The organism is Candidatus Poriferisodalis sp., from assembly GCF_965219595.1.
Taxonomy (GTDB): Bacteria; Actinomycetota; Acidimicrobiia; order Acidimicrobiales; family Poriferisodalaceae; genus Poriferisodalis.
Genome location: NZ_OZ244781.1, coordinates 96,106 through 121,592, shown reverse-complemented (window position 1 = coordinate 121,592; position 25,487 = coordinate 96,106). Strand labels below are relative to the sequence as shown.

Sequence of the window (25,487 nt, the reverse complement as noted above, 5' to 3'; positions counted from 1 at the left end):
GGGTTTAGGTTGAGCGCGTGAGCGACGCTGCCGCTGCCGAGACGGTGCTCGTCTCGACGGCAGCGTTGACACAGCGGTTCGGATCGACGGTGGCGCTCGACGCGCTCGACATTCAGATGCGGCCCGGAGTGACCGGACTCGTCGGGGCGAACGGCGCCGGCAAGACCACGCTGCTCAACGCGCTGCTCGGCTTGCGCCCGCCGACCTCTGGTTCGGCCACGGTGCTGGGGCTCGACCCCCGCAGCCAGGGTGCCGCATTGCGGGCCAAGGTGGGATTCGCCCCCGAACGCGACGTGCTTCCCGACGAGATGCGGGCCGTCGACTTCGTGCGCCATCTGGCACAGGTACGCGGCCTGCCTCGCAGCGAAGCCCGCACCCGAGCATCGGACAGCCTGTGGCTGGTCGGGCTCGGCGAGGAGCGCACACGCACGCTCGGCACCATGTCCACCGGTCAGCGCCAGCGCGTCAAGCTGGCGCAGGCCGTCGCGTCAGACCCCGAGATGGTGCTGCTCGACGAGCCCACCTCGGGGCTCGACCCCACGCAGCGCACTGAGATGCTCACGCTCATCGGCGAGATCAGCAATGAGCACTCGGTCAGCGTGGTCTTGTCGTCGCATTTGCTGGAAGAGGTCGAGCGGGTCTGCGACCACATCGTCGCCCTCGACGCGGGCCGCTTGGTCGCCGACGGGCCGATCGCCGAACTTGTCGGCGACGGTGAGGGCATCACGCTGGAGCTGGTCGACATCGTCAAGCCCGCTGGGACGGTTGACGCTGTCGAGCGCATGCTGCGCGGCGCCGGCATCGAAGTGGAGCGCACTGGCACCACGTTGCGACTCGGCGGAGCCGGGCGAGATGAGCTCAGCGATCGGGCGCGTGATGCAGTCGCCGAATCAGGGGCGCGCATCCGGCGTCTCGAGGCGCGCCAGCGCACGCTGGCCGACTTGTTCGAGGTGTCGGCGACATGAGCGACGCATCCGGAACCGTCGACGTTCGCGAACAGGCGCCCGAAGTTGACGACGGCGCCGCGCAGATTCTCGACCAGCGCTACCGGTCCTACAGCGGCGCCCGCCACGGGCTCGCCGGCGCCATGCGCGCGGTAGTCGCCTCGTCGGTGAGATTCACGCTCGGCTTCGGGCGTCCGGCCCGCCACAAGTTCCTGCCGTGGCTGGCCGTGGTCATCGCCCTGGTTCCCGCCATCGTTTTCGTGGGCATTGCGATCGTGCTCGATATCGATCTGATCTCTGAGAACATCCTGCCCGAGTACCACCAGTACTACGGCTTCATCGAGGTGGCGCTGTTCTTCTACTGCGGGATCGTGGTGCCCGAGATCCTGGTGGCCGATCGCCGCAACGGCATGCTGTCGCTGTACCTGTCCACACCGTTGCGCTTGTGGAGCTACCTGGCGTCGAAGGCTGTCGCGGTGACGGTGACGCTGGCAGTCATCACCATGGGGCCGTTGCTGTTCCTGCTCGTCGCCTACACCGTGGAGGGTTCAGGTCCTGACGGCATTGGCGACTGGCTGACCGTGCTGGTGCGGATACTGGGTTCGGGCATCGTCATCGCTGCCACCATCACCGCGGCCAGTCTGGCGATTTCGAGCTTGACCGATCGGCGGGCATTCGCCGTGATCGGCGTCATCCTGCTCTTGCTGGGCTCACAGATCGTCACCGGCCTGCTCGTCGAAGTGGCCGAGATGGATCCTCGCATCTACGCGTTCAACTTGGGCGAGATCGGCGACGCACTCAAGGATCGGATCTTCGGCGTCGGCCCGCCGTCGCCATTGGGTGAAGACGACGGGCCTCCGGGGCTGCGCATCAGCGAGCTGTCGACGCTGTTCGTCATCGCTGTGAATGCCGCATGGGTCGCGGCAGGAGCGGCAGTCGTGTGGTGGCGTTATCGCCGCATCGAGGCGGGTTGATGAACGCCCGACCTCGCCCTGTGCCTGCACCCACACCCGACGTTGCCGGTGACGAGCCGGTGCCCGAGTCGGCAGCTGGGGCCGCCGCGCCGGCGGTGCCGCCCGCAGGCATGGTCGAGGTGCACGGTGTGTCGAAGTTCTTCGGCGATGTGGTGGCCGTGTCCGACGTGACTTTCGCCGTCCGTGCCGGCGTCACGGCACTGCTGGGACCCAACGGTGCAGGCAAGTCGACGCTGTTCCGCATGATGTGCGGGCTCACCCCGCCGTCGCGGGGAACGGTGCGCGTGCTGGGAGCTGATGCCCGCAGCGACCGCGATGTACGAGGCCGGATCGGGTTGTCACCGCAGCAGGACGCTCTGTTCGACCGGCTCGACGCGCTCGAATTCGTGACGATCGCAGCCGCCACGCAGGGTGTGGCGAACCCCGAAGCGGCGGGGAGACACGCGCTGGGCATCGTCGAACTCGACCCCGACGATGGTCGGCCGGTATCGGGCTATTCCAAGGGCATGCGGCAGCGCACGAAGCTGGCAGCCGCGCTCGTTCACGATCCGGAGGTGCTGATCCTGGATGAGCCGCTCAACGGCCTCGACCCCGTTCAGCGACGCCGCATGATCGAGTTGCTCGAGGACCTGGGCGCGCAAGGGCGCTGCGTGCTCGTGTCGTCCCATGTGCTCGAGGAAGTCGCCCGGCTCGGATCGCGAATCCTGGTGATCGCCCAAGGCCGCCTTGTCGCCAGCGGTGACTATCGAGAGCTCCGCGAGCTGATGGACGACCGCCCGCACCGCATCAGCATCGAGGCCGACAAGCCTCGCCATCTCGCGGCCGCGCTGGTCACTTCGGGCGCCGTGGTGGGGGTGCGCATCGACGGCGATGTGGTGGTGGCGGACACGCTGGAGGTGGACCGCCTAGGACGCGAGATTGCGCCGCTGGCGAAAGATCTGGGCGCCCGTCTGCGGCAGGTCATCCCGCTCGACGAAGACCTCGAATCGGTCTTCCGCTATTTGGTGGAACGACGATGATCGCCGAGCCCGACACCCAACGGCCCGTAGAGCAGCGGCGCCGCGTCGGCGCTGTACGGGCGACGACGCTGTGCTACCGGGTACTCATTCGCCAGATCGTCTCCATCGGTCGCCTGGCGGCGCTCGGTGCGCTCGGCGCCGTCATGATTGTGGTCGGCTGGGTGGTGGGCAACTCGACGAATGGCGGCGCTCCCGCCAATGAAGGGGCGCTGTTCGACGGTGCCAGCTATGCCGACGGTTTCGGCCTGATCATCATCGTTCCCATCGTCTCCTTGGTGTTCGCCGCAGCCTCGCTGGGCGATGTCCGCGATGACGGCACGCTCGTGTACCTATGGCTGCGCCCCATGGGCCGCGCTCCGCTGGTGGTGGCTGCTGCCGCGGCGGCCGTCACGGTTTCGCTGCCGCTGTGCGTCATTCCGACCGCGTTGGGCGGCTGGTTCGCCACTGACTTTGTTGCAGACTCAGGCGGCGTCGCGTTGGGAGCGCTGACTGCGGCGGCGCTGGGCACCGTCGCCTATTCGTGCCTGTTCGTGCTGCTGGGCTTGCTGTTCCGCAAAGCCGTTCTGTGGGGGATCGCCTACGTGCTGCTGTGGGAGGGCCTGGCGGTGGGTCTCGGCGACTTCGCCGAGCGCCTGTCGTTGCGCGGGTACGCCCGCGCGCTGCTCGCGCGGATCGCTGACGTCGATCTCGGCTTCACCACCTACGGGCTCATCACTGCGGTCGTCGTGCTGGCCTGCGTCTCAGCCGTCAGCCTCGCCCTCGCCACCGTACGCCTCGGCCGTCTCAACGTCGACTGACCTTTCGCCGGTAACCGGTTGCCATAGCTGCGGAGGGGGCAGGAGACTCTGCGACATTGCGACCTGCTGGATCGCTGGTCGCAGAGGGTTCTGTCGCCTCCGCAGCGGACACACCCGACACAATGGGCTGGTGCGGCTGGTCATCCAGATCCCCTGCCTCAACGAGGCGGAGACACTGGGAGCAACCCTGAGCGCACTGCCGCGCCAGGTGGACGGCTTCAGCGAGGTGCTGTGGCTGGTCATCGACGACGGCTCCACCGATGACACGGTCAAGGTGGCCCGCGACCACGGCGCCGACGCCGTCGTGAGCCTCACGCAGAACAAGGGGCTCGCCGTGGCCTTTGCCAGCGGCATCGATGCGGCACTGCGCATGGGCGCCGACGTCATCGTGAACACCGATGGCGACAACCAGTACGACGCGGGCGACATCAGCAAGCTGACTGATCCGATCGTTACTGGCCGTGCCGACCTGGTGATCGGCTCGCGGGACATCCGCAACCATCCCGAGTTCTCGCCGCTGAAGAAGCGGCTGCAGCGGCTGGGCTCGTGGACGGTTCGCCAGGCATCGGCGACCGACGTTGCCGATGTCACTTCGGGGTTCCGCGCCTACAGCCGGGAGGCTGCACTTGCAGCAAACGTCGTATCTCGCTTCACCTACACGCTCGAGACGGTGATCCAGGCCGGCAAGTCAGACCTTGCGGTCACTGATGTGCCGGTGCGGGTGAATCCCACCACCCGGCCGTCGCGCCTGTTCAAGTCGAAGCGCCAGTACGTGCGCAGGGCGGCAGGCACCATCGCCCGCGTCTATGCGATGCACGAACCGTTGCGGGTCTTCGCCGTGCCTGCGGCACTGTTCGCTGCGATCGGCGTCTTCCTGTTCGCCCGATTCGGGTGGTTCCTGGTGACCTCGGACGGCTCAGGTCATGTGCAGTCGCTCATCATCGGCGCCGTCGCGCTGCTCGTGGCCATGCAGCTCGTGATGCTCGGCGTTCTGGCTGACCTGCTGCGCGCCAACCGTGTCATCGCAGAACGAACACTGCGCCGCGTCCGCGCCATAGAACTCGATCTCGGCGCACTCAAGAAGCATCAGCAGGGCGAAGACACACATCACTGAGCGCCCTCATCGCGGGCGCGCTCAGGAGATAACGACCACCACGTCGCCGGCGCCCACGGTGTCGCCCGGTTCGACCTTGATCTCGCTGACGGTCCCGGAGCGGTCGGCGTTGATGCTGTTCTCCATCTTCATGGCTTCGAGCACCACCACCCCCTCTCCGGCAGTGACCTCCTGGCCGATCTCCACCAGGATCTTGACGATCGTCCCCTGCATGGGGACGGTCACCTGACCCGTACCGGCGCCCGCTGAAGTGCCGCCGCTCGCTCGACGGGGGCGAGCAGCCGTGTTGGCTGAGCTGGCGGCTGGTGCAGATTCGGGCACCCACGCGCTCACCGAGAACCGCTTGCCGTCCACTTCCACCACGACATCGCGTCGCACGCGCGGCATGTCGTCGCTGTCAGGCGCAGCGGGGGGTTCCGAATCGGTCTTGCCGGTCACACCGCTCAGATCGAGCCGCTCCTCCACCCACTTGGTGCTGTGGATGCCGGCCTGGAAGTCCTCTGAGGCCATGATCCGTGCGTGTGCTGCGGCGGTTGTCGCGACACCGCCGACGCTCAGCTCGCTGAGGGCCCGCTGCATGCGACCTATGGCCGTCGGGCGATCAGAGCCCCACACGACAAGCTTGCCGATGAGGTTGTCGTAGTACTGGCTGACGGTGTCGCCTGCCTCATATCCGCCGTCCCAGCGAACGCCGAAACCGTCTGGCACCACCAGTGAAGTCAGAGCGCCAGGCGACGGCAAGAAGCGACCGCCCGCGGGATCCTCGGCGTTGATGCGCGCCTCGATTGCGTGACCGACCGATGTCACCTCCGACTGCGTGAACGACAGTGGCTCACCGGCGGCCACGCGGATCTGCTCGCGTACCAGATCGATGCCGGTCACCATCTCGGTGACCGGGTGCTCCACCTGCAGCCGGGTGTTCATCTCCAGGTAGAAGAACTCGCCGTCCTGGTAGAGGAACTCCACCGTGCCGGCATTCGTGTAGTTGCAGCCACGGGCCACCGCCACCGCCGCGTCGCCCATCGCCTTGCGAACGGCATCGTCGAGCAGCGGCGCGGGGCTCTCCTCCACCAGCTTCTGGTGTCGGCGCTGGGCAGAGCAGTCACGCTCGCCCAGCCATACGGCATTGCCGTGGTGATCGGCGATGATCTGCATCTCGATGTGGCGGGGCCAGGTGAGGTAGCGCTCCATGTAGCACTCGCCCCGCCCGAAGAACGCTTCGGCCTCCCGCTGCGCCGACGCCAAGGCGGCTTCGATCTCCTCAGGGCTGTCGACAACCTTCATGCCGCGACCGCCGCCCCCGTACGCCGCCTTGATGGCGATGGGGTAGCCGTGCTCATCGCCGAACGCGGCGACTTCGTCGGTGGAAGTGATCACCTCGGTGGTGCCGGGCACGCCTGCGACGCCGGACCGTTCGGCGGCCAGGCGCGCCGAGATCTTGTCGCCCATCACCTCGATGGCTTCGGGCGGCGGCCCCACGAACGTCACGCCGCGCTCGGTAATGGCGCGGGCAAAATCGGCGTTCTCGGAATAGAAGCCGTAGCCGGGATGGACCGCATCGGCGCCGCACCGGGCGATGACATCGAGAATTGCCTCGGTGTTGAGGTAGCTCTCGGCCGCAGTCTGACCGCCAAGGGCGAACGCCTCGTCCGCGAGCCGCACATGCATGGCGTCACGGTCCAGTTCGCTGTACACCGCTACCGACGGAATGCCCAGCTCGCGGCACGCCCGGATGACACGCACGGCAATCTCGCCCCGGTTGGCGATGAGGAGCTTGCTGAACACGGATCAGGTCCCCAGATTGCCGTGGGACTCGAATGCGCGGACATGAGAGATTTCTCGTTGCGTCACCAGTTGCTTCCCGCTCTTGTTCGCTGCGCTCACGGGCCGCTCGGGCCCCGGCTTCGCCCTTCGGCTCAGCCTCTGGTCAGGCGACGCTATTGCTCCCTGCTCATGTTCGCTACCGGTACTGTCGCTGCGTGCCTGTCACCGACGACCCGGCGCAATTCGACTCACCACACTTCGGGTTGGTCGCTGGCACCCGCTTCGCCGAGGTCGAGTGGCACGACGAGATCGGCTCGACCAACACTGAGCTGCTCGATCGGGCCCGCCGGGGGGCACCCGAAGGGATGGTGCTGATCGCCGACCTGCAGACCGCCGGCCGCGGCCGTCGCGGCCGCCGCTGGACGGCGCCGCCGGGCACCTCGCTCATGATGTCGGTGCTGCTGCGCCCGCCGCCGGGCCCGCTGCCTCCGACTCGGGCGGCCTTGGTGACGCTTGCCGTCGGGCTGGCCGCCGCAAACGCGTGCAAGCAGGTAAGCGGCGTCCGGCCGCTGCTGAAGTGGCCCAACGATCTCGTGATTGCTGGCCCTGCTGACCGTGACTCTGCCGGCGGCGAATCGGCTGGCCACGACGCGGACGGTCACGGCGCCGCCCGCCGCGATCGCAAGCTGGCGGGCATCCTGGCCGAGTCCATCAGCACGCAGGGACTGCTGTCTGCGGTGGTCGTGGGCATGGGCCTCAATACCGGCTGGCCGGAGGTGCCCGCGGAACTGGAAGGCGTCGCGACCAGCCTGAACCTGGAATCGGGAGCTCCGGTGGACCGGACGCTGCTGGCACGCCGGGTGCTCGAGGGTCTGGAGGCTCGCTACGAGCTGCTGTGCCGGGCCGCTGACGGCGCCGGAGCAGCCATCGTGCTGGACGAGGCTCGCCGGAATTCCGCCACGCTCGGTCATCGCGTGCGCGTCTCACTTGACGCCACAACAGACGCGCCTGCAAACGATGAGCGCAGCCTCGAAGGTGTGGCGAGCGATCTCGATGCTGAGGGCAGGTTGCTGATCACCGACGATGCCGGGGCGGTCCATACGGTGGCAGTCGGCGACGTGGTGCACCTGCGCCCGGCGTGAGGCGAAATACGGGCCCCGATCAGCGCAGAACAAACATCTGCTGCGTTGAGCGTCGGCGTCGGGTAGAACCGCAGTGCGGGCCGCGCTTGCCGTCGCTCGTATCACCCCCGACAGAGTGAGGACGCTGTGCCGCTGACTGTTTCGATCGACGCCTTCGAGGTGGTGACCGACCCCGCCGCTGCGCCGCCCACGGCCGCCGCGGACAGGCCGGTGCGCAGCGATGCGCTGGACACGCTGGGAGCCACGCCAAACTACCTGGCAGCCAGCGGCTTCGATGGTGCCGCCGGCAGCACTGCGCTGATGGCTGGCATCGCCGACACTGCCGAGGACACCATGCCCATCGCCGTCGGGCTCGGTTCGGACGATCTCACTGCGGCGGACGTTCGCAAGGCGGCGGCGAACCTTTGGCGGGCGGCAGCGAAGGTTGACTCGCTGACCTCGGCACTGGCGGCCGCTGCGGCTGACGATCTCGGTGCCGATGTCGCACTAGCGGCAGTGGTCGAAGGCATGCTCCTGGCCTCCTACGGGTTCAACGAGCACAAAGGCGAACCGCCCGAAGCCCATGCGCTCGGCCACGTTGTGCTCGCAGCGCCCGACGGCACCGACACGACAGCAGCCGTCGCCCGTGCCGCTGCTGTGGCCGGCGGCATTGCCCTGGCCCGCGACCTCGTCAACCAGCCAGCCGGCGCGCTCACCGCAAGCGGCCTGGCCGACGCCGCAACCGAGGCGATCGAGGCGGCCTCCGCAGACGGCGATCCCGCGGCAGGCACTGCATCGGTGGAGGTGTGGGACCGCGAACGACTGGAGGCGGAACGATGCGGTGGGCTCCTGGGTGTCAACGCTGGCTCGACAGAACCGCCGGCGCTCATCCGCATGCGCTGGCAGCCGACCGCTGAACCGCGCGCCACTGTGCACCTCGTCGGCAAGGGCATCACATTCGACACGGGCGGGCTCAACCTCAAGACCTTCGAGGGCATGGAGTGGATGAAGATCGACATGGGCGGCGCTGCAGCGGTCATCGGCGCGATGAGCGCGATCATCCGGCTGGCGCCCGATGTCGCGGTCACGGGCATCTGCTGCTGCACCGACAACCAGCCCGGACCCACGGCCACCAAGCCTGGCGATGTGCTGCGCATCCGCAACGGCAAGACCGTGGAAGTGCTGAACACCGACGCCGAGGGTCGGCTCGTGCTCGCTGACGGTTTGTCGCTCTCGGTCGAAGAGGAGCCAGACCTGGTTGTCGACCTCGCCACGCTGACGGGTGCCTGCATGGTGGCGCTCGGCGACAAGTACGGCGGGCTCATGGGTAACGACCCCGCAGCGATCGGGCGTGCCCAGGCTGCGGCGAGCGCCGCCGGCGAGCTGCTCTGGCATCTGCCGCTGCCGCCGGAGTACCGCGAGCAGCTCGACTCGCCGATCGCCGACCTGCGCAACATCGGCAAGAACCGCTACGGAGGCACGCTCCACGCAGGCCTGTTCCTGTCAGAGTTCGTGGGCGAGACACCGTGGGTGCACTTCGACATCGCGGGACCGGTGCGTACCGACGCCGACACCGGCGAGCTGTCCAAGGGAGCGTCCGGCTTCGGTGTGCGCACGCTGGTGGAGCTGATCTGCGGTTGGTGACCGGGCGCTAGCCGCGGCGCATATCAGGCCGCGTGCATCGCTGCGCCCATGCCCATGCCGTTGCCTCGTTGGCGGCATTGGGCGCGAGCCCCAGCGTCACCAGGCGCTCGGCTGACTCGTGCAGGCCGTGGCCGAGCATCAGCATGCACGACGCGAGCAGGCGGGTCTCGCCGACCGAGAAATCCGCACGCCCGTCGGTACGCGACCAGCGTCCGACCTCCTCACGCAGCTCTTGGGGCATCCGGTCGTGCAGCCGGCGTGGCACGGGCGGCAGCAGGCGGCGAACCATTAGCACGGCGTCATCGGCGAACTGCGCCAGGTGGAACATGGCGCAGCGGTCGATAGTGCGCATGAAGCTGCTTGTGCGGCCGCCGCGGTGCTGGAGCCCGAGTCGCCGGGCGGTGGAGTCGAGATCGAGTCGCAGGTCTTCTCCTGGGGCCAGTTCGTCGAACTCCCGTGCGAGCAGACGCAGAAACCAGACGGCGCTCGGGCCCAGGATGGCGACCCAGAAGCGTTCCACGTAGGCCGAACGCGGATCGTGGCCACGGCGCCGCAAGCTGGGGTCATCCCACGGCCGCGCCAAGAGCACACGCAGAGGCTCGCTTGTGGCTGCTGGGGCCAGCGGCTTGATCGGCACCGTCGCCGTGCCGCCGACGAGCTGCAGGTTGGCCGCTGCAGCGTCGCTGCTGGCAGTCAGGGGCGGGGCAGTCGTCGGCATGTGGTCGGTTCGCATCGAGGTCTCCTTCAGCGTGTCGTGTCGCGTCCGGCCGGGACCGGCGTTCGTGTGCGGTTGAGCTGTTGTATATCAAAAAATATTTATACAACATGAAATATATTTTTAATTACACACATTTCGTCAAACCCGGTACCCGGCGATCAGTCAGACTGTGAGGCATGAGCCCAGCCGAGACGGACCGGGGGCCTGATGCGGGTTCCGACACCGATGACGACGTTCGAACGGTGGCCGGGTGGATCGATGAGGCAAACGCCATCACGGTGCTGACCGGCGCCGGGATCTCCACCGACTCCGGAATCCCGGACTTCCGCGGCCCCAATGGCGTATGGACCAAGAACCCCGCTGCTGAGAAGCAGGCGACGCTGCAGAACTACCTGGCTGATCCCGAGGTGCGCGTGCTGGCTTGGCGGGCGCGCATGGATCACCGTGCGTGGGGTGCCGAGCCCAACGACGGGCACCGAGCCCTGGTGCAGCTCGAGCGCCGCCGCAAGCTGGTGTCGCTGCTCACGCAGAACGTGGACGGGCTGCACCACGACGCCGGCTCGGATCCCGACAAGATCGTGGAGGTCCACGGCACCATCCGGGAGGTTGCGTGCCTGGAGTGCGACTACCGCGCTGACATGGGGGTGGTGCTCGATCGGGTGCGGCTCGGCGAGGATGATCCGCCGTGTCCGGTGTGCGGCGGGATTCTCAAGAGCGCCACGATCAGTTTCGGCCAGCAGCTCGTGGCGCGGGACCTGCTGCGTGCCCAGATTGCTGCTGAGAATTGCGACCTGATGCTGGCCGTGGGAACGACGCTGGCGGTGTATCCCATCGCTGCGGTGGTGCCGACGGCGAAGTCGGCAGGCGCGCGTGTCGTGATCGTCAATGCGGAGCCCACCGAGATGGACCATCTCGCCGACATGGTGCTCCGCCGATCCATCTCCGAGGTCCTCCCCCAGATCTGCGGTGATCGGCGGCGGCACTAAAACCCGACCTGTTGAGTAGGATTTAGGGCCTGAGCCTGGTCTGGGGACTGGGCGTCATCGAACGCGACACCATCGTTCCAGACACCGGGCGACGAACAGGGAGGCCCCGATGCCCTCGTTCCGCGAACTGCTGACAGCGACCAAGCGCGAGATCACTGAGATCACCACGGCCACGGCGGCCGAGTGGATCTCCGAGCGTGCACCGGTGGTGCTCGACGTGCGAGAGCCCGACGAGTACGAGCAGGGTGCGCTCGCCGATGCGATCCACATCCCGCGCGGGCACCTCGAGGCACAGATCGAGAACCGGCTGCCCGACCACGACGCCGAGGTCATCGTCTACTGCGCCGGCGGCGTGCGCTCGGCCTTTGCTGCGAAGACGCTTGCTGAGCTGGGATACCCGAACGCGGTGTCCATGGACGGCGGCTTCGGTCAGTGGAAGGACGAGGGCCGGCCATGGTCGACGCCGGCCTCGCTCGGTGCCGAGCAGCGCAACCGGTACCAGCGACACCTGCTGCTTCCCGAGGTGGGCGAGGCAGGCCAGCTCAAGCTGCTCGACGCCAAGGTGCTCATGCTCGGCGCAGGCGGCCTCGGCTCGCCCGCTGCGCTCTACCTAGCGGCCGCCGGTGTCGGCACGCTCGGGATCATCGACATGGACGTGGTCGACGAGTCCAACCTGCAGCGCCAGATTCTCCACAACGTCGACCGTGTCGGCGACCGCAAGGTCGACTCGGCCAAGAAGACCCTGACTGCGCTGAACCCCGACGTCAACGTGGTCACCTACGACACCCGGCTCGGCGCCGACAATGTGCTGGAGATCCTGCCTGGCTGGGACGTGATCGTGGACGGCGCCGACAACTTCCCGAGCCGATACCTGCTCAACGATGCCTCCGTGAAGCTGGGCATACCGGTGGTGCACGGCTCGATCTTCCGCTTCGAGGGCCAGGTCACCGTGTTCGACCCGCAGCAGGGGCCGACTTATCGCGACTATCTGCCCGAGCCCCCGCCGGCGGAGCTTGCCCCGTCGTGTGCGGAGGCCGGCGTGCTCGGCGTGCTGCCGGGAATCGTGGGCTCGATCCAGGCGCTCGAGACCATCAAGCTGATCCTCGGCGTCGGTGATTCGCTGTCGGGCCGCATCGTCGCTTTCGACTCGCTGGAGATGACGTTCCGCGAATTCCGGCTGCGGCCGGATCCCTCCAACGAGGTCACCTATGCCAATCGCGAGCGCATCACCGTCAGCGAGCTCGACGGCCTCTGCAGCCCCACGCTGAGCTGAGCTAACTCAGCACAGCGCCGCGACGACAGTCGGGCTGAGGGGCACCGGTACGCTGCGGGTCCATGGCCCAGAAGCGGTTCGTCGTGATCGGCGGTGGCCCGGCGGGTCACTCGGCGGCTACCTATGCGGCGCGCTACGGCGCAGACGTGACGCTCATCGAGCGCGACATCGTGGGCGGCTCCGCGCACCTGCGGGATTGCGTGCCGTCCAAGACCATGATCGCCACCGGCTCGGCGCTCAGCTTTGCGGGCCATCTCGACGAGCTGGGCCTTGCCAACGTGTCCACATCGGTGGACACCCCGCACCTTCGCCAGCGCATCGGCGACATCGAAGACCGTCTCGCTGAGGTCGCCCGGCAGATGCTGGTCAGCCAAGGTGTGCGGATCCTGTCGGGCTCGGGCCGCCTGCTCGGGCCCAACGAAGTCTGCGCAGATACCGCCGACGGGGCCGTGGAGCTGTCAGCCGATGTCGTCGTGCTGTCGACCGGCAGCCGGCCTCGCATCCCCGAGTGGGCGCCCATCGACGGCGAGCGGGTCTTGACCACCCGCGACGCTTACCCGCCCGCAGAGCTGCCCGAACACCTCGTGGTGGTGGGCTCGGGGGTGACCGGCGTCGAATTCGTGCACATGTTCACCTCGCTGGGCTCCCAAGTCACGCTGATCGTGAGCCGTCAGCAAGTGCTGCCCCACAAAGACCCCGAAGCCGCTGCGGTGCTGGAGCAGACCTTCAGTGATCTCGGTGTCGCCATGCTGAAAGGCGCACGTGCGGTGAACATCGTGCGTGACGGCGACGCGGTCGAGGTCGTGTGCAGCGACGGTCGCACGGTACGGGCAACGCACGCCTTGCTCGCCATCGGCTCGATTCCCAACAGCGACGGCTTGGGGCTGGAGAACACCGAGGTGCGAGTCGACGGCGAGGGCTATGTGGATGTCGACCACAACCTGTGCTCGTCGGTGCCGAGCATCTATGCGGCAGGCGACCTGTCGGGCAAGCTGCCGCTCTCGTCGGTGGCGGCAATGCAGGGACGCAAGATCGTCGAGCATGCCATGGGCCTGCACGAGACCCGCCCGCACCGCCATCTCGACTACGACAAGGCGGCATCGGCCATCTTCACCGAGCCCGAGATCGCCGATGTCGGATTGGCCGAGGCGGAGGCATTCGCTACCGGTCGCAAGATCCGCGTCACGAAGGTGCCGTTCGGCGCGAACGCCAAGGCACTCATCGAGGAGAACCCCCGCGGCTTTGTGAAGATCGTCTCCGACCCGCTGACCGGCCAGGTGCTGGGCGGCTCCATCGTGGGCCGGCATGCAGCCGAGCTGATCTCGGTGGTGGCTCTCGCTGTCAGCGCGAACCTGCGGGTTCAAGACATCGCCGAGAGCCTGTTCGTGTATCCGTCGTTGAGCGAGGCCCTCTCCGAGGCAGCTGAGTGAGCCACCGCAGCTGGCGCACTCGCCTCATTCTTGTCGCGCTGGCGGTACTGACCCTGGTCACCGCAGCTGCCACCGGCGTATCCGCCTACGTGCTGGTGCAGCTCGGACGGATCGAACGACATGAGCTGGCGGGTGTGCTGACACCTGCTCCCCAGCAGCCGGTAACAGCAGCCGACGTGCTGATTGGGCAGTCGGCCGCAGTCGCGGCGAAGACTGACAGTGCTGCCGGCGCAGACAGCGCCAGCAGTGACGAAGCGGGAATCGCAGGTGATGGCGTCGTATCAGGTGACGGGTCGGACTCCTTGTCGGACCCGTCACGTGCCGCTGACCCGCCTGCTGGTCAGCCTGTCCTGCCGAGCGGCCCGACCGGAGAGAACTACTTGCTTGTCGGCACGGACAGCACTCTGGGACTCGCTGCCGACGATCCGCTGCGTGCCGGCCACTCGGACCACAACCGGCTGGCGGACGTCATCATGGTGATCCGGCTGCGCGACGATGGCACCGCGGCGATGATGTCCATCCCGCGGGACTTGGCAGCCGAAATCGCCGGCACGAGCGATATCGCAGGTACCGGCGTCATCGCCAAGATCAACAGCGCCTACAACCGCGACCGCACCACGGCGGGACGCGCCGCCCGCATGATCGACACCGTCGAGGAGAACCTCGACATCACCCTGCAGCATTTCGTGGAGGTGGATTTCGAGGCATTCCTGAGGCTGGTTGACGCCATCGGGGGTGTCGAGATGACATTCGACCGGCCGTTGCGCGACGAACCGAAGGAGGATGCGACCGACCCGACCGACAGCCGCAGCGGGTTCGTTACCGGGGCGGGTACCCATCTCCTCGACGGCCGGCAGGCGCTCGCGTTCGTTCGCAGTCGCCATCTCGAAGCGCAGCTGCCTGACGGGACTTGGCAGCGGCACGGAGCCTGGAACGATCTCGCCCGCACCGACCGGCAGCGGGCATTCTTGCGCACTGCCGTTGCCCAAGTCGCACCCGCGTTGTTGGCCAACCCGATCCGCCTGCTCGCGGTATTGGACATTGCAGCCGACCACCTGTCCACCTCCGACACGCTGAGCGTGGTGAACGATGGCCGGAGACTCGCCGGCAGATTCGTCGGTGTTGATGTCGGCGCCGATGTCGAGGACTACGAGCTGCGGGTTGTGGATATTCACGACCCGGTGCGATGGTCGCTCGGGCTCGATCCGCAGCGCGCTGAGCACAATCAGCGGGTGCTGGATGTGTTCCGGGGCATCGGCTGGGACGACATCGTCGAGTCGCGCGTGCGGGTGCAGGTCACCGGCACGGCGCGACACCAGGTGGCTGCAGGGCTGAGCGAACTCGGGTTCGACGCGGAGGCGGCGGGGCCCATGCCCGATGGCATCTCGGGCGTTCCCGAGGGCACCGTCGTCTATCTGGCCCCGCAGGGACGGCTCGCGGCCGGCCTGCTGGCCAGTCATCTGTTGCCTGTGCCAGAATTCGCCGGCCATGCCGAGCTTGATGCAACCACGGTGATCCTGCACATCGGCGACGAACCTCTTCGCATCGATCCCGGCTACCGGAGGGTCGATGTGCCCTCCGCCGACCAGCTGGCGCCATGAGCGGCACATCGCCCGAGCACCGCATCCTCGTCGTCGGTGCGGGCTACGTCGGACTGACGACAGCCGCGTGTTTCGCCCACCTCGGCCACGACGTCATCTGCGCAGACATCGACCGGGCCAAGGTGGCGTCCTTGTCGGCCGGCGTGGTGCATATTCGCGAAGCCGATCTGGATCGGCTCGTCGCCGATGGCATTGCCGAGCGTCGCCTCCGGTTTGTGATCTCGGCCGAAGCCGTTGCATCCACGTGCGATTTCGTCTTCGTCTGCGTGCCGACGCCGCTGCGTGCTGACGGCGAGACCGAGCTCAGCTACTTGCTGGCGGCACTCGATTCGGTGGCGTCTTGCCTGCAGCCAGGCTCGGTCGTGGTGACGAAGTCGACCGTGCCGGTGGGAACCGCGCCCAAGATTGCCGCGGCGCTCGGGCGCACCGATGTGGCGCTGGCATCGAATCCCGAGTTCCTGCGGGAAGGCTCGGCGGTTGCCGATTTCCTGTCACCTGATCGGATCGTCATCGGGGCTGAGGATCCCTCGGTGGCACGCCGGGTTGCGGCGCTGTATGCCGGCGTGGCAGCGCCGGTGATCCTCAGCGATCCCACATCGGCCGAGACTGTCAAGTACGCAGCAAACGCATTTCTGGCCGCCAAGGTCTCGTTCGTGAATGCGCTCGCAGCCGTCTGCGAGGCGGTCGGCGCTGACGTCGACACAGTTCTTGCCGGGGTCGGCACCGATCACCGCATCGGTTCGGCCTACCTGCAGCCCGGTCCCGGCTGGGGCGGCTCGTGCCTGCCGAAGGACACCCGTGCACTGGTGTCGGTCGCCAACGACGCCGGCTACGTCTTCGACCTGCTCGAAGGCGTCATCGCGGTCAACGAGCAGCAGCTCGACCGGGTGGTCGCGAAGGTCGCCCGGATGGTCGTGGGCGAGCCAGACGAGGTAACGGATCCGGATGCCGGCGATGGAGCCGCGGGAACTGTCGACCTTGACGGTGTCACGGTGGCGATGCTGGGCCTCACCTTCAAAGCCGGCACCGACGACCTGCGCGGCTCTCCCGCTCTTCGGGTTGCCGAGCGGCTGAGCGCGACGGGCGCGCGCCTCGTGGCGTACGACCCGGCGCTGGGCAGTCTCGACGACCGTCCCGACATCGCCTCGCAACTGCCAGCGGCCTTGCACGTCCGAAGTTCGGCGTTCGAGGCCCTGCATGGTGCCGATGTAACCGTCGTTCTGACCGAGTGGCCTGAGTTCGCGGCCCTTGACTGGGAGCGGGCCGCGTCGGAGATGGCCGCAGCTCGCGTCGTGGATGCACGCAACCTGCTCGACGCGGACCAGCTACGCGCCGCGGGCTTCACCTACGAGGGCCTCGGTCGCCGCTGAGCACACGAGAACGCACTGATGCCATAGCTGCGGGGGCGGCAGGGAACACTGCGACGTTGCGACCTGCTAGATCGCTGGGAGCAGAGGGACCTGCCGCCCCCGCAGCGGGCGCACCCATCAGCCGCGAGCGCCGGTAGCTTGTCGCCCCGTATGGCGAGATCAGCCGCTGCCAAAAAAGTTGCCAAAGCAGCGAGCGCCGGCGGAAGCGGCAGGAGCTTTCGCCCCCGGCGCGACATCCTGTTCCCGGCGGCGATGCTGCTCGTCGTCTTGTTGGGCGTGGTGCTGATCCTGGTGGCCCGCAACGAGCGGTCCTCGAATGCCCCGGCAGGCCCGCCGCGCCTCGGCGATCACTGGCACTCGCTCTACGCGATCTACGACTGCGACGAGTTCATCCTCGACCTGTACCCCAACGATGTCGACGACCAGTCGGGCATCCACACGCATGGCGACGGGCTCATCCACATCCACCCGTTCCACACCGGTGTGACGGGCCAGTTCGCAACAGTCGGTGCGTTCATGCGCGAGATCGAGTTCGAGTTAACCGACTCGAGGTTCGAGCTGCCCGACGGGACCATCCTCGACGAGTCCGACGAAGGCTGTGCCTCCCCCGATCCCGACAGCGACGATCCCGACATCTCCGAACCGGGGGCAGAGCTGCGCATCATGCGCTGGGAGACCTTGCAGGCAGAGAAGGCGCTGGCGTTCAATGAAGACCTGCGCGATGTGCGCTTCCTCGACGACGGTCAGATCTTCGTGTTCGCATTCGTCCACCCGAGCGTGGAGAACGCGGACGTTCCACGACCCGACGACGCATTCCTGCGGGCCTACCTCAATCTGCCGCCCGAGGATCAGCCGCTGATCGACGGCTCGACCGAAGAAGGACCGGTGCTTGACGACGGCGGCGAGAGCGAGCCGGTCGAGGGCGACCTTCCTGCCACGTCTGAGCCATCGGAGACATCCGAGCCCGCTGAGTGAAGGCGATCCTGCTGCTGGGTGGCTTCGGCACCCGGCTGCGCCCGCTGACCAACGACACCCCCAAGCAGATGCTGCCAGTGTGCGGGCGGCCGATGATCGAGTGGGTCTGCGAGCACCTGCACCGGCACGGCGTCGATGAGATCGTGCTCTCGCTGGGCTACCGGGCCGAGGTGTTCACCGCGGCCTACCCACACGGCCGCATCGGGCAGCTCGCATACCAGGTAGCAGTTGAGCCCGACCCGCGCGGCACCGCGGGAGCTGTGCGGTTTGCCGCGGAGGCCTGCGGTATCACGGGCACATTCCTGGTTCTCAATGGCGATGTGCTGACCGACCTCGACGTAGGCGCCCTTGCGAGCCGTCATGCGAGCTCGGGGGCGGAAGCCGCCATCGCACTGCAGCCGGTCGCCGATCCATCGCCATACGGCCTCGTGGTGGCCGATCCGTCGGGTCGGGTGCTGTCGTTCTCGGAAAAGCCGGATCCGGGCTCTGCCCCCGCGGCGCTGCCGCCAGGCGAACGGCCCACGATCAGCGCCGGTACCTACGTGCTGACCTCAGCAGTGCTCGCTCGCATCGCGCCTGACCGGCCCGTTTCCATCGAGCGCGAGATCTTCCCCCAGATCGTCGCGGACGGGGCGCTGGCAGCGCTGGTTGCCGACACATACTGGCTCGACACGGGCACGCCGCAGCAGTATCTGGCTGCCAATCTCGACGTCCTCGAAGGGCGCCGGCCGCTCGCCCATGTCGTCGACGGTGGGGCCGTTCCCGGCGTACCGCCACTGGAGAAACCGGCCGGAGGAGTTCATCCCGAGGCACAGATCCGCACATCGGTGGTCGGCCGCGGGTGCCAGATCGGACCTGGCGCAGTCGTGCAGCGATCAGTCGTGGGGGACGGCTGCCGCCTCGCCGCCGGCGCCATCGTGATCGACTCGGTGCTCGGCCCGGGCGTTGCCGTGGGCGCGGGGGCAGCGCTCTGCGACTTCTCGGTGGTCGGCAGCGGAGAGCAGGTCGCACCGGGGGCCGTGCTGCGTGCGCAGCGCCAACCGCCCCCCGACTGAGCGATCAGGCCGAGCGGCTGAGCCGAGCTCCCGGCACTTGTGGGCCGAGCCGCGTATGAGCGGCAGCAACGCCGCGGCGGCTCTAGCGGAACAGGTCCTCGGCGGGATCCCTGATGATCTCCGAGCGCACCGAGGCACGCCGCAGCCAACTCGGGTCGACACCGCGCACGATCGCGACCGGAACGCCCCGCGCCTTGCCGCACACCAAGTCGGCAGCGGAGGCGATCTCATCTGCCACACACACCTCGGTGACCATCAGCTCCCGCCCCAGCGCGTCGGCAGTGCCCTTCAGGTCGACGACGGCGGCGATGCCCGCGCAGCCGATGGCCACATCGGTGACGCCGCGCCGCCACGGGCGCCCGAAGGTGTCGGAGATGATCACCCCGACGGTCCGGCCCGACAGCGCCCGTATTCGGTCTCGGATCTTGTTGGCGGAGCGGTCGCTGTCGTCGGGCAGCAGCGCGGCGTTACCCCGCTCGACGTTGGACAGATCGATGCCTGCGTTTGCGCAGATGAATCCGTGCTTGGTCTCGCTGATGATGAGGTCGCCGCGCCGGCGCAGGATGCGGACTGACTCACGCTCGACGAGGGGCTTGTGCGACAGCGGATCGTCGGGGTCGATCTGCTCCATGGCGCCCTCAGCCTTGGAGACGATCTTCTGCGTCACGACGAGCACATCGCCGTCATGCAGGCCGGCGGGTGACGCCTCGCAGGCACTCGCGATGACGGCTCCGAGATCGGCACCGAGCGTGATCTCGCCGATGCCTTCGAGCGGGTGCAGTTCGATGGTCATGTGCTTTCCTTTGCGCCTGCGGCTTCCAGCGCTGCAGTGGCCAGCCGGGCCGCACGGTCCGGGTCGGCCATGATCGTGTCGGTCACCACCGGTGTCATCCCTTCCTGGGCCACGGCGGGAGCGAGTTCGGCGTCGGCGTGGTCGATCAACAGCGTGCCGGCGAAACCGGTGTAGAGCCGCGCCACGCCGACGACGCTGGGCTCGTGGCCCAGCTCGTGCATCATGGCGCCGGCAGGCCCCTTGATCGATGCGCCGCCCACGATGGGCGACACGGCCACGACACTGTCGCGCCGGCCGCGCAGCGTCTCGCGCACCTGCGGCACGTCGACGACCGGGCCGATCGAGACGAACGGGTTCGACGGCGCGACCACCACGGTGCCGGCGCTGCTCAGGGCATCCAGCACGCCCGGCGCCGGCTTGGCCCCCTCGATGCCAGCGAAGCGAACCGATCGCACGGCGATGCCGTGCTGGTGAGCCACGAAGTACTCCTGGAAGTCGATCTCGGTTGCTCCGTCGGGTTCAGCCGGCGTGATGCGGGTAGCGATGAGATCGTCGCTGACCGGCAGCAGCGTCAGCTCGAGCCCGAAGCTGGCAGCAATCTCGCCCGTCACCTGCGACAGCGATGCGCCCTCGCTGCGTCGCTGCGTGCGGAACAGGTGCAGCGCAAGATCCAGGTCGCCGAGCTTGAACCAGTCCTGCCCGCCGAGCCGTCCCAGCTCGGTGAGCACGCGCCAGGTCTCGCCGGCCCGGCCCCAGCCGGTCTCGGGGTTGATCTGGCCGGCAAGCGTGTAGGTGACCGTGTCGAGATCGGGGCTGATGTCGAGGCCGTGCAGCGTGAAGTCGTCGCCGACGTTCACGATTGCGGTGACATCGGTGGGCCGGCAGACGCGAAGCAGTCCGCTGAGGAACCGGGCGGCGCCGACGCCGCCGGCTAGCACGGCGACGGCTCGAGAGTTCGAGGCGATCATGCCGAGGCTGGTCCGGGTGGGCAGTCTGGTGCAGCCGTGTTGGCCTGCTGGCCGGCGGCCGGCGACACAGCGGCGGCACGCAGGCTGCGGCTCGTGCTGCCCGGGGCTGACTGTGCTGCGACACCCGCCGCATCCGACGGCGTTGCGTAGCTGCTCGGGCTCCACACCTCATAGCCGCTGCCGTCGGCGCGTACCTGCACCTCATAGAGAGCAGTGTTCTGGAGTCCCGAGATGGTTGCGGGCGAGCTGACATTGCGCATCGTGATCCACTGCCCCCCGACAGGCCGGTACCTGATCCGGAAGCCGTCCGGGCCGCTGCTGCCGACTGCCGCCGGGGCATCCCAGCGGATTTGGAGGGCACCGTTGAGCGGCTGCACTGTCACATCACGCGGCACTCCGGGTGCGTCGGTGCGGGGATCGCACTCGCGGTCCAGGCCTCTCAGTGCGTCGGTTGCCGCCGCCGCTGCGGAATCGGACACCGCGGCGGGCCCGCCGAAGATCGTGAGCTGTACGGTGCTCGCATCGGGAACCGGGCCGGCCAGGAACCTGCGTGTTGCATCTGGCAGAGCCGGCTCAGACAGCAACAGCGGTGCCCGTCGCAGACCCAGCAGTGGGCCGCCGACCAGCGCGTCGGGGAACTTCCGGCCGTCAGCGAGGCCGAACTCATCGGACCCGAAGCAGCGGTCAGCCAGCGCATCGGCGATCTCCACGGCGGTCTCGAAGCGGTCGCGTCCCCACAGGCGTTCGACCCTGATGCCGAGGTCGGAAATCTCCGCCTCGACCGAGTCCGCGATCGCTGCAGTTCCACCGGCAATTACCACCTGTTCGATCGTGTAATCGACGAAGTAGTTCCTCACCGACGCCGGGAGCCGGTCGGGCTCGGTGAGCAGCACGGGATGCGGGCCCGAGAAGGCAAGCGGCGACAGTGCCAGGGCGTCGGCGAACTTCTCCCCAGTTGCCAGCAGGGCGGTACGGCGCCCGTCCCCGCAGTAGTCACCGATCTCGCGGACTTCGATCTCGCGGGCGATGTTGACCACGGTCCGGTAGCGGTCGGAACCCTCCAGCCGCTCGGGTCTGCCGCTGATCAAGGCGGCCAGAGCATCTTCGACGTCGTCGGAGATGGCAGTGGTGCCGCCAGCGATGATGATGTCGTCGATCCGGTGCCGCTGGATGAAGCTGCGGGTCGCCGGGTGCAGCTCATCGGGCGGCGACAGCAAGATCGGTGCATTGCGCACACGTGCCAGCGGGGTGGCTGCCAGCGCGTCGGCGAAGGATTCGCCGGAGGCCACGATGGCTGTGTCGATGGGTCCAGCCGCGGCTGCGTATTCCTCGGCGATCTCCGCCGCGGTCTCGTAGCGGTCGGCGCCCCACAGCCGGTCCGAATCGACACGTGACGCAGCTCCCGTTGCGTTTCCGGTCCCGACGATCGCTGTAGCCGCCAGCAACACTGCCGCCGCCGCCCGCAACGGGCGAAACCAGCTGAGATGCGGGCGGTGCGCCATCCGCGGCACCGTACCGGAACCCGTCGACACTGCGGGTGAGGCCTTCAGGGAATCTCATGCTGACTTCACACCATCGGCGGTGACCCGTACCCTGAACTGCGCCCCTACACGCCTGCCCTGCCATCGCAGAACCGGAGCCGACCCGTGCCGACGGCCCTCATCACCGGAATCACCGGCCAGGACGGCCAGTACCTGGCCGAGTACCTGCACAGCGAGGGCTACCGGGTGGTCGGGCTGATCACGGGCCAGCGCAATCCGCGCTCGGAGACGATGGCGGCCGAGCTGCCCTACGTGGAGCTCGTGCCCGGCGACCTCGCCGATCTCGCGTCGCTCATCGCGGCACTCGAGTACACCCAACCCGACGAGGTGTACAACCTCGGTGCCATCAGCTTCGTGGCGCTGTCGTTCAAGCAGCCCGAGCTGACGGCCAACGTCACCGGATTGGGTGTGCTGCGACTGCTGGAGGCCATCCGGCTCGTGGGCGGTGTAGACAATCCGATCCGCTTCTACCAGGCCTCCTCCAGCGAGATGTTCGGCAAGGTACGCGAGACACCCCAGAACGAGCTGACGCCGCTGCACCCGCGCAGCCCCTACGGCTCGGCCAAGGTGTTCGGGCACAACACCACCGTGAACTACCGGGAGAGCTATGGGCTGTACGCCTGCAGCGGCATCCTGTTCAATCACGAATCCCCCCGGCGCGGCCTCGAATTCGTGACGCGCAAGGTCACCAACGCCGTCGCACGCATCAAGCTCGGGCTGCAGGACGAGGTGGCCCTCGGCAACCTCGACGCCAAGCGCGATTGGGGATTCGCTGGCGACTACGTGCGAGCGATGCATCTCATGCTTTCCCAGCCCGAACCCGATGACTACGTCATCGCAACGGGCCAAACGCACGCCGTGCGCGATTTCGTGCAGCTCGCCTTCGCCGCAGCCGGCATCGACGATTGGGAGCGTCACGTGCGGATCGACGCCCGGTTCTTCCGGCCTGCGGAAGTCGACCTGCTGGTTGGCGACGCCTCCAAGGCTGCGAGGGAACTGGGGTGGGTGCCGCAGATGTCATTCGAAGATCTGGTGACGTCGATGGTCACAAACGACATCGAGATCGAGCGGCGCAAGCTGAAGTGACGGTTCCACTGCAGGATTCCTGCCCTAGGGGCAGCAAATGGCATCGGCGCGCTCGGGCGCGAGCGCGGGCGGCATCCGGCGCAATATCCGACCGGCAGCACCTGCAGGCCGGTACCACTACAGGGGTGCGGGAACTCCCGATGTCGCGGCGCGCCGCGACCAGGCGGCGCCGGCTCGCCGGCATCGCCGTGGCGTGTGCCGTGACGGCTGGATCCATGGCGTTCGCGGTGCCGCCGGCAGGTGCACAGACCGCGGAGCTGGCCCCAAGCGTGATCGTCGTGGAGGGACGGGGTTTCGGGCATGGCAACGGGCTCAGCCAGTGGGGCGCGCTGGGCTATGCCGTCGACCATCGCTGGACCAGCGACCAGATCGTCGAGCACTACTACAGCAACACCACCCGGTCCTCCGCGAGCAATCCCGATGTCTGGGTGCATCTCACGGGCAATGACCGCAACGACCTGCTGGTCACGTCTGCCTCGGCGTTCAGCGTGGCAGACGAGCAGTTCGACGGCGGCGACGTCGTGCGGATCGGCGTCAGCTCCGGCGCTTTCTGGGTGCGCTCAAACGCCGGCTGCGGGCGTCGTGGCGACCTCGCCGCCGATGGGCTGTCCGCGTCGAGCCGCCGCGGCGATCGGTACATCGAAGCTGTCCCGTCGGGCAGCGACTACACCGTGGACGACCAGTCGCAGCTCTTGGTGATGATCTACTGCGACAGCCGGGACCCGGCGGTGGAGTCGAGGCGAACCGCCTACCGGGGCACCCTCGGCGTGGTGGACCAGAACGGCCCGTTCTCGTTCAACCGCGTCCCGCTGGAGCAGTATCTGCGCGGCGTCGTGCCCCGCGAGAGCATTCCCGAGTGGGGCGCGGCGGGCGGCGGACGTGGCATCGCCGCGCTCGAAGCGCAGGCCATCGCGGCACGCTCGTATGTGCTCTCGCTGGCAGCTTCGCGCGCACGCAGCGGAAGCCAGGGGAGGTTCACCGACACCTGCGACTGGTGGAATTGTCAGGTGTACGGCGGCGCTGCCCGCGACGGGAACGCGCTCGATCACGGAACCCGGTACATCCACACCAACACCGCAATCCGGAACACGGCGGGCCATGTTCGCGTCCATGACGACGGATCGATTGCCTTCGCCGAATTTCACGCGTCGAGCGGCGGCTGGACGGCCGGGTTAGACGAGGGTTCCCGATTCCCTGGCGTCCAGGATCTCGGCGACTCGACCGCTGGCAATTCCAACCATGCATGGGAGTTCCGCATCAGCAGATCGGACATCGAGGCGGCCTATCCGAGCATCGGCAGCCTCGTCTGCATCCAGATCACCCACCGCAATGGCAATGGCGCATGGGGCGGGCGGACCCGCGGCATGCGCATCGTGGGAACCGACGGCGTCGAGGAATTCGAGGGGCACTCCGGCGTTGAGAACGGTCAGTGGAACCGCTGGGCACGCGATCCGTTCCGCAAGAGGTTCTCCCTGCGGTCGGACTGGTACCGCTTCCCGCAGTTCCCCGACGGCCAGGCCTGCGAGCGGCCTGCCTCTGGCACCCCGGATCCGCCGTCAGACACAGACAGCCCTGGCTTGTGGGTGCTGAAATCCGACGGCACCGTCTTCGCCGACGGCTCCGCAGAGCATCTCGGCAATGGAACCGTGTCGTCGTCGGGCAGGTTCACGGCCATGGCGGCCCATCCGGACGGTGACGGTTACTGGCTCGCGACCTCCGGCGGCGATGTCCAGTCCTTCGGCGACGCCACCTATCACGGGAACGCGGTCGGTGCCCGAGGCGCCGAATCCGTGGTGGCGATGGCGGCCCATCCGGATGGGAACGGTTACTGGCTCGCGACCAGCCAGGGCAGCGTGCTCGCCTTCGGAGCTGCCGGACACTGGGGCGCCGTCGCGCACCTCTGGCTGGCTGCGGAGGTCGTCGACATCGAGGCCTCGCCGACTGGCGACGGCTACTGGTTGGCGCTCGACGACGGGCGCGTGCTGGCATTCGGCGACGCACGCGATCTCGGATGCGGACCGCTGCTGCGCTCGGGCATGGCCGGCATCGGTCTTGCAGCCTCGCCGGGCGGCGGCGGCTACTGGCTCGCCGGAGCCGATACAGCAGTGCACGCCATTGGCGCGGCAGACCACCATGGCGATCGCGCCGACCGCCAAAACCGGCTACGCGCGGTCGGATTCGCCGCCACCGCCAGCGGCAACGGCTACTGGCTGGTGTGGAGCGACGGCACCAGCTTCAACTACGGGGACGCGCCGGATTACCGCACCTCCCGGGCGGGACTCGGCGTCGTCGCTGCCGAATCGGTGGGCTAGAC

Annotated in this window: 21 protein-coding genes; 16 read left to right on the top strand and 5 right to left on the bottom strand. The window is 67.9% G+C overall.

The window, feature by feature from the left end:
* Positions 1 to 17: 17 nt before the first annotated feature.
* The 5 genes from ACOQPE_RS00445 (at position 18) to ACOQPE_RS00425 (ending at position 4,848) form a co-directional block, all read left to right on the top strand.
* Complete coding sequence (locus tag ACOQPE_RS00445) at positions 18 to 965, top strand: ABC transporter ATP-binding protein (protein ID WP_420609990.1); 948 nt, start codon at positions 18 to 20, stop codon at positions 963 to 965.
* Complete coding sequence (locus ACOQPE_RS00440; protein WP_420609989.1) at positions 962 to 1,918, top strand: ABC transporter permease; 957 nt, start codon at positions 962 to 964, stop codon at positions 1,916 to 1,918. The genes ACOQPE_RS00445 and ACOQPE_RS00440 overlap by 4 nt, the downstream gene beginning before the upstream one ends.
* Positions 1,918 to 2,937 carry an ABC transporter ATP-binding protein gene (locus ACOQPE_RS00435; protein WP_420609988.1) on the top strand — a complete coding sequence of 340 codons (1,020 nt, stop codon included), beginning with the start codon at positions 1,918 to 1,920 and terminating at the stop codon, positions 2,935 to 2,937. The genes ACOQPE_RS00440 and ACOQPE_RS00435 overlap by 1 nt, the downstream gene beginning before the upstream one ends.
* Positions 2,934 to 3,734 (top strand): ABC transporter permease, encoded by an 801-nt coding sequence (locus tag ACOQPE_RS00430; protein ID WP_420609987.1) that lies wholly within the window; start codon positions 2,934 to 2,936, stop codon positions 3,732 to 3,734. Before ACOQPE_RS00435 ends, ACOQPE_RS00430 begins: the two co-directional genes overlap by 4 nt.
* A 130-nt stretch (positions 3,735 to 3,864) precedes the next feature.
* Complete coding sequence (locus ACOQPE_RS00425; RefSeq protein ID WP_420609986.1) at positions 3,865 to 4,848, top strand: glycosyltransferase family 2 protein; 984 nt, start codon at positions 3,865 to 3,867, stop codon at positions 4,846 to 4,848.
* Positions 4,849 to 4,869: 21 nt separating this feature from the next.
* Here ACOQPE_RS00425 and ACOQPE_RS00420 read toward each other — a convergent pair whose 3' ends face one another.
* On the bottom strand, positions 4,870 to 6,633 hold the full coding sequence (locus ACOQPE_RS00420) for an acetyl/propionyl/methylcrotonyl-CoA carboxylase subunit alpha (RefSeq protein ID WP_420609985.1): 1,764 nt from the start codon (positions 6,631 to 6,633) through the stop codon (positions 4,870 to 4,872).
* Positions 6,634 to 6,827: 194 nt separating this feature from the next.
* On the opposite strand from ACOQPE_RS00420, the gene ACOQPE_RS00415 reads away from it, so the two are divergent.
* Together ACOQPE_RS00415 and ACOQPE_RS00410 are read left to right on the top strand one after the other, a co-directional pair.
* Entirely contained in the window at positions 6,828 to 7,754 is a 927-nt protein-coding gene (locus ACOQPE_RS00415; protein WP_420609984.1) for a biotin--[acetyl-CoA-carboxylase] ligase, read from the top strand.
* Positions 7,755 to 7,880: 126 nt separating this feature from the next.
* Entirely contained in the window at positions 7,881 to 9,377 is a 1,497-nt protein-coding gene (locus ACOQPE_RS00410) for a leucyl aminopeptidase (protein WP_420609983.1), read from the top strand.
* A 7-nt stretch (positions 9,378 to 9,384) separates the two neighbouring features.
* On the opposite strand, the gene ACOQPE_RS00405 is transcribed toward ACOQPE_RS00410, so the two are convergent.
* Positions 9,385 to 10,110: a hypothetical protein gene (locus tag ACOQPE_RS00405; protein ID WP_420609982.1), complete on the bottom strand. Its 726-nt coding sequence runs from the start codon at positions 10,108 to 10,110 to the stop codon at positions 9,385 to 9,387.
* A 161-nt stretch (positions 10,111 to 10,271) separates the two neighbouring features.
* On the opposite strand from ACOQPE_RS00405, the gene ACOQPE_RS00400 reads away from it, so the two are divergent.
* The 7 genes from ACOQPE_RS00400 to ACOQPE_RS00370 all read left to right on the top strand — a co-directional run bounded on the left by ACOQPE_RS00400 (position 10,272) and on the right by ACOQPE_RS00370 (position 18,785).
* Positions 10,272 to 11,081: an SIR2 family NAD-dependent protein deacylase gene (locus tag ACOQPE_RS00400; protein ID WP_420609981.1), complete on the top strand. Its 810-nt coding sequence runs from the start codon at positions 10,272 to 10,274 to the stop codon at positions 11,079 to 11,081.
* A 109-nt stretch (positions 11,082 to 11,190) separates the two neighbouring features.
* On the top strand, positions 11,191 to 12,354 hold the full coding sequence (gene moeB, locus ACOQPE_RS00395) for a molybdopterin-synthase adenylyltransferase MoeB (protein WP_420609980.1): 1,164 nt from the start codon (positions 11,191 to 11,193) through the stop codon (positions 12,352 to 12,354).
* A 62-nt stretch (positions 12,355 to 12,416) separates the two neighbouring features.
* A complete protein-coding gene (locus tag ACOQPE_RS00390) occupies positions 12,417 to 13,784 on the top strand; it encodes an FAD-dependent oxidoreductase (protein WP_419916233.1) in 1,368 nt (455 codons plus the stop codon).
* Complete coding sequence (locus tag ACOQPE_RS00385) at positions 13,781 to 15,385, top strand: LCP family protein (RefSeq protein WP_420609979.1); 1,605 nt, start codon at positions 13,781 to 13,783, stop codon at positions 15,383 to 15,385. The genes ACOQPE_RS00390 and ACOQPE_RS00385 overlap by 4 nt, the downstream gene beginning before the upstream one ends.
* On the top strand, positions 15,382 to 16,755 hold the full coding sequence (locus ACOQPE_RS00380) for a UDP-glucose dehydrogenase family protein (RefSeq protein WP_420609978.1): 1,374 nt from the start codon (positions 15,382 to 15,384) through the stop codon (positions 16,753 to 16,755). The genes ACOQPE_RS00385 and ACOQPE_RS00380 overlap by 4 nt, the downstream gene beginning before the upstream one ends.
* Positions 16,756 to 16,905: 150 nt before the next feature.
* On the top strand, positions 16,906 to 17,730 hold the full coding sequence (locus ACOQPE_RS00375) for a hypothetical protein (protein WP_420609977.1): 825 nt from the start codon (positions 16,906 to 16,908) through the stop codon (positions 17,728 to 17,730).
* Positions 17,727 to 18,785: a sugar phosphate nucleotidyltransferase gene (locus tag ACOQPE_RS00370; protein WP_420609976.1), complete on the top strand. Its 1,059-nt coding sequence runs from the start codon at positions 17,727 to 17,729 to the stop codon at positions 18,783 to 18,785. Before ACOQPE_RS00375 ends, ACOQPE_RS00370 begins: the two co-directional genes overlap by 4 nt.
* An 82-nt stretch (positions 18,786 to 18,867) precedes the next feature.
* Here the strand turns inward: ACOQPE_RS00370 and cofE are convergent, their stop codons facing one another.
* Genes cofE through ACOQPE_RS00355 form a run of 3 tightly spaced genes read right to left on the bottom strand, consistent with a single transcriptional unit; the run spans position 18,868 to position 22,048 of the window.
* Entirely contained in the window at positions 18,868 to 19,578 is a 711-nt protein-coding gene (cofE, locus tag ACOQPE_RS00365; protein ID WP_420609975.1) for a coenzyme F420-0:L-glutamate ligase, read from the bottom strand.
* The gene (gene cofD / locus ACOQPE_RS00360; RefSeq protein ID WP_420609974.1) at positions 19,575 to 20,546 is read right to left on the bottom strand and encodes a 2-phospho-L-lactate transferase; all 972 of its coding nucleotides are present in this window, start codon (positions 20,544 to 20,546) and stop codon (positions 19,575 to 19,577) included. Before cofD ends, cofE begins: the two co-directional genes overlap by 4 nt.
* A complete protein-coding gene (locus tag ACOQPE_RS00355; RefSeq protein WP_420609973.1) occupies positions 20,543 to 22,048 on the bottom strand; it encodes a cell wall-binding repeat-containing protein in 1,506 nt (501 codons plus the stop codon). The genes cofD and ACOQPE_RS00355 overlap by 4 nt, the downstream gene beginning before the upstream one ends.
* A 144-nt stretch (positions 22,049 to 22,192) precedes the next feature.
* Here ACOQPE_RS00355 and gmd point away from each other — a divergent pair, with 144 nt between their 5' ends.
* Complete coding sequence (gene gmd / locus ACOQPE_RS00350; protein ID WP_420609972.1) at positions 22,193 to 23,173, top strand: GDP-mannose 4,6-dehydratase; 981 nt, start codon at positions 22,193 to 22,195, stop codon at positions 23,171 to 23,173.
* Positions 23,174 to 23,373: 200 nt separating this feature from the next.
* On the top strand, positions 23,374 to 25,485 hold the full coding sequence (locus ACOQPE_RS00345; RefSeq protein WP_420609971.1) for a SpoIID/LytB domain-containing protein: 2,112 nt from the start codon (positions 23,374 to 23,376) through the stop codon (positions 25,483 to 25,485).
* Positions 25,486 to 25,487 lie beyond the last annotated feature (2 nt).

Bases quoted from the DNA above. Each gene is read 5' to 3' on its own strand.
- ACOQPE_RS00440 (WP_420609989.1), top strand. From the start codon at position 962: ATGAGCGACGCATCCGGAACCGTCGACGTTCGCGAACAGGCGCCCGAA.
- ACOQPE_RS00435 (WP_420609988.1), top strand. From the start codon at position 1,918: ATGAACGCCCGACCTCGCCCTGTGCCTGCACCCACACCCGACGTTGCC.
- ACOQPE_RS00430 (WP_420609987.1), top strand. From the start codon at position 2,934: ATGATCGCCGAGCCCGACACCCAACGGCCCGTAGAGCAGCGGCGCCGC.
- ACOQPE_RS00405 (WP_420609982.1), bottom strand. From the start codon at position 10,110: ATGCGAACCGACCACATGCCGACGACTGCCCCGCCCCTGACTGCCAGC.
- ACOQPE_RS00400 (WP_420609981.1), top strand. From the start codon at position 10,272: ATGAGCCCAGCCGAGACGGACCGGGGGCCTGATGCGGGTTCCGACACC.
- moeB (WP_420609980.1), top strand. From the start codon at position 11,191: ATGCCCTCGTTCCGCGAACTGCTGACAGCGACCAAGCGCGAGATCACT.
- ACOQPE_RS00390 (WP_419916233.1), top strand. From the start codon at position 12,417: ATGGCCCAGAAGCGGTTCGTCGTGATCGGCGGTGGCCCGGCGGGTCAC.
- ACOQPE_RS00380 (WP_420609978.1), top strand. From the start codon at position 15,382: ATGAGCGGCACATCGCCCGAGCACCGCATCCTCGTCGTCGGTGCGGGC.
- ACOQPE_RS00375 (WP_420609977.1), top strand. From the start codon at position 16,906: ATGGCGAGATCAGCCGCTGCCAAAAAAGTTGCCAAAGCAGCGAGCGCC.
- cofE (WP_420609975.1), bottom strand. From the start codon at position 19,578: ATGACCATCGAACTGCACCCGCTCGAAGGCATCGGCGAGATCACGCTC.
- cofD (WP_420609974.1), bottom strand. From the start codon at position 20,546: ATGATCGCCTCGAACTCTCGAGCCGTCGCCGTGCTAGCCGGCGGCGTC.
- ACOQPE_RS00355 (WP_420609973.1), bottom strand. From the start codon at position 22,048: ATGGCGCACCGCCCGCATCTCAGCTGGTTTCGCCCGTTGCGGGCGGCG.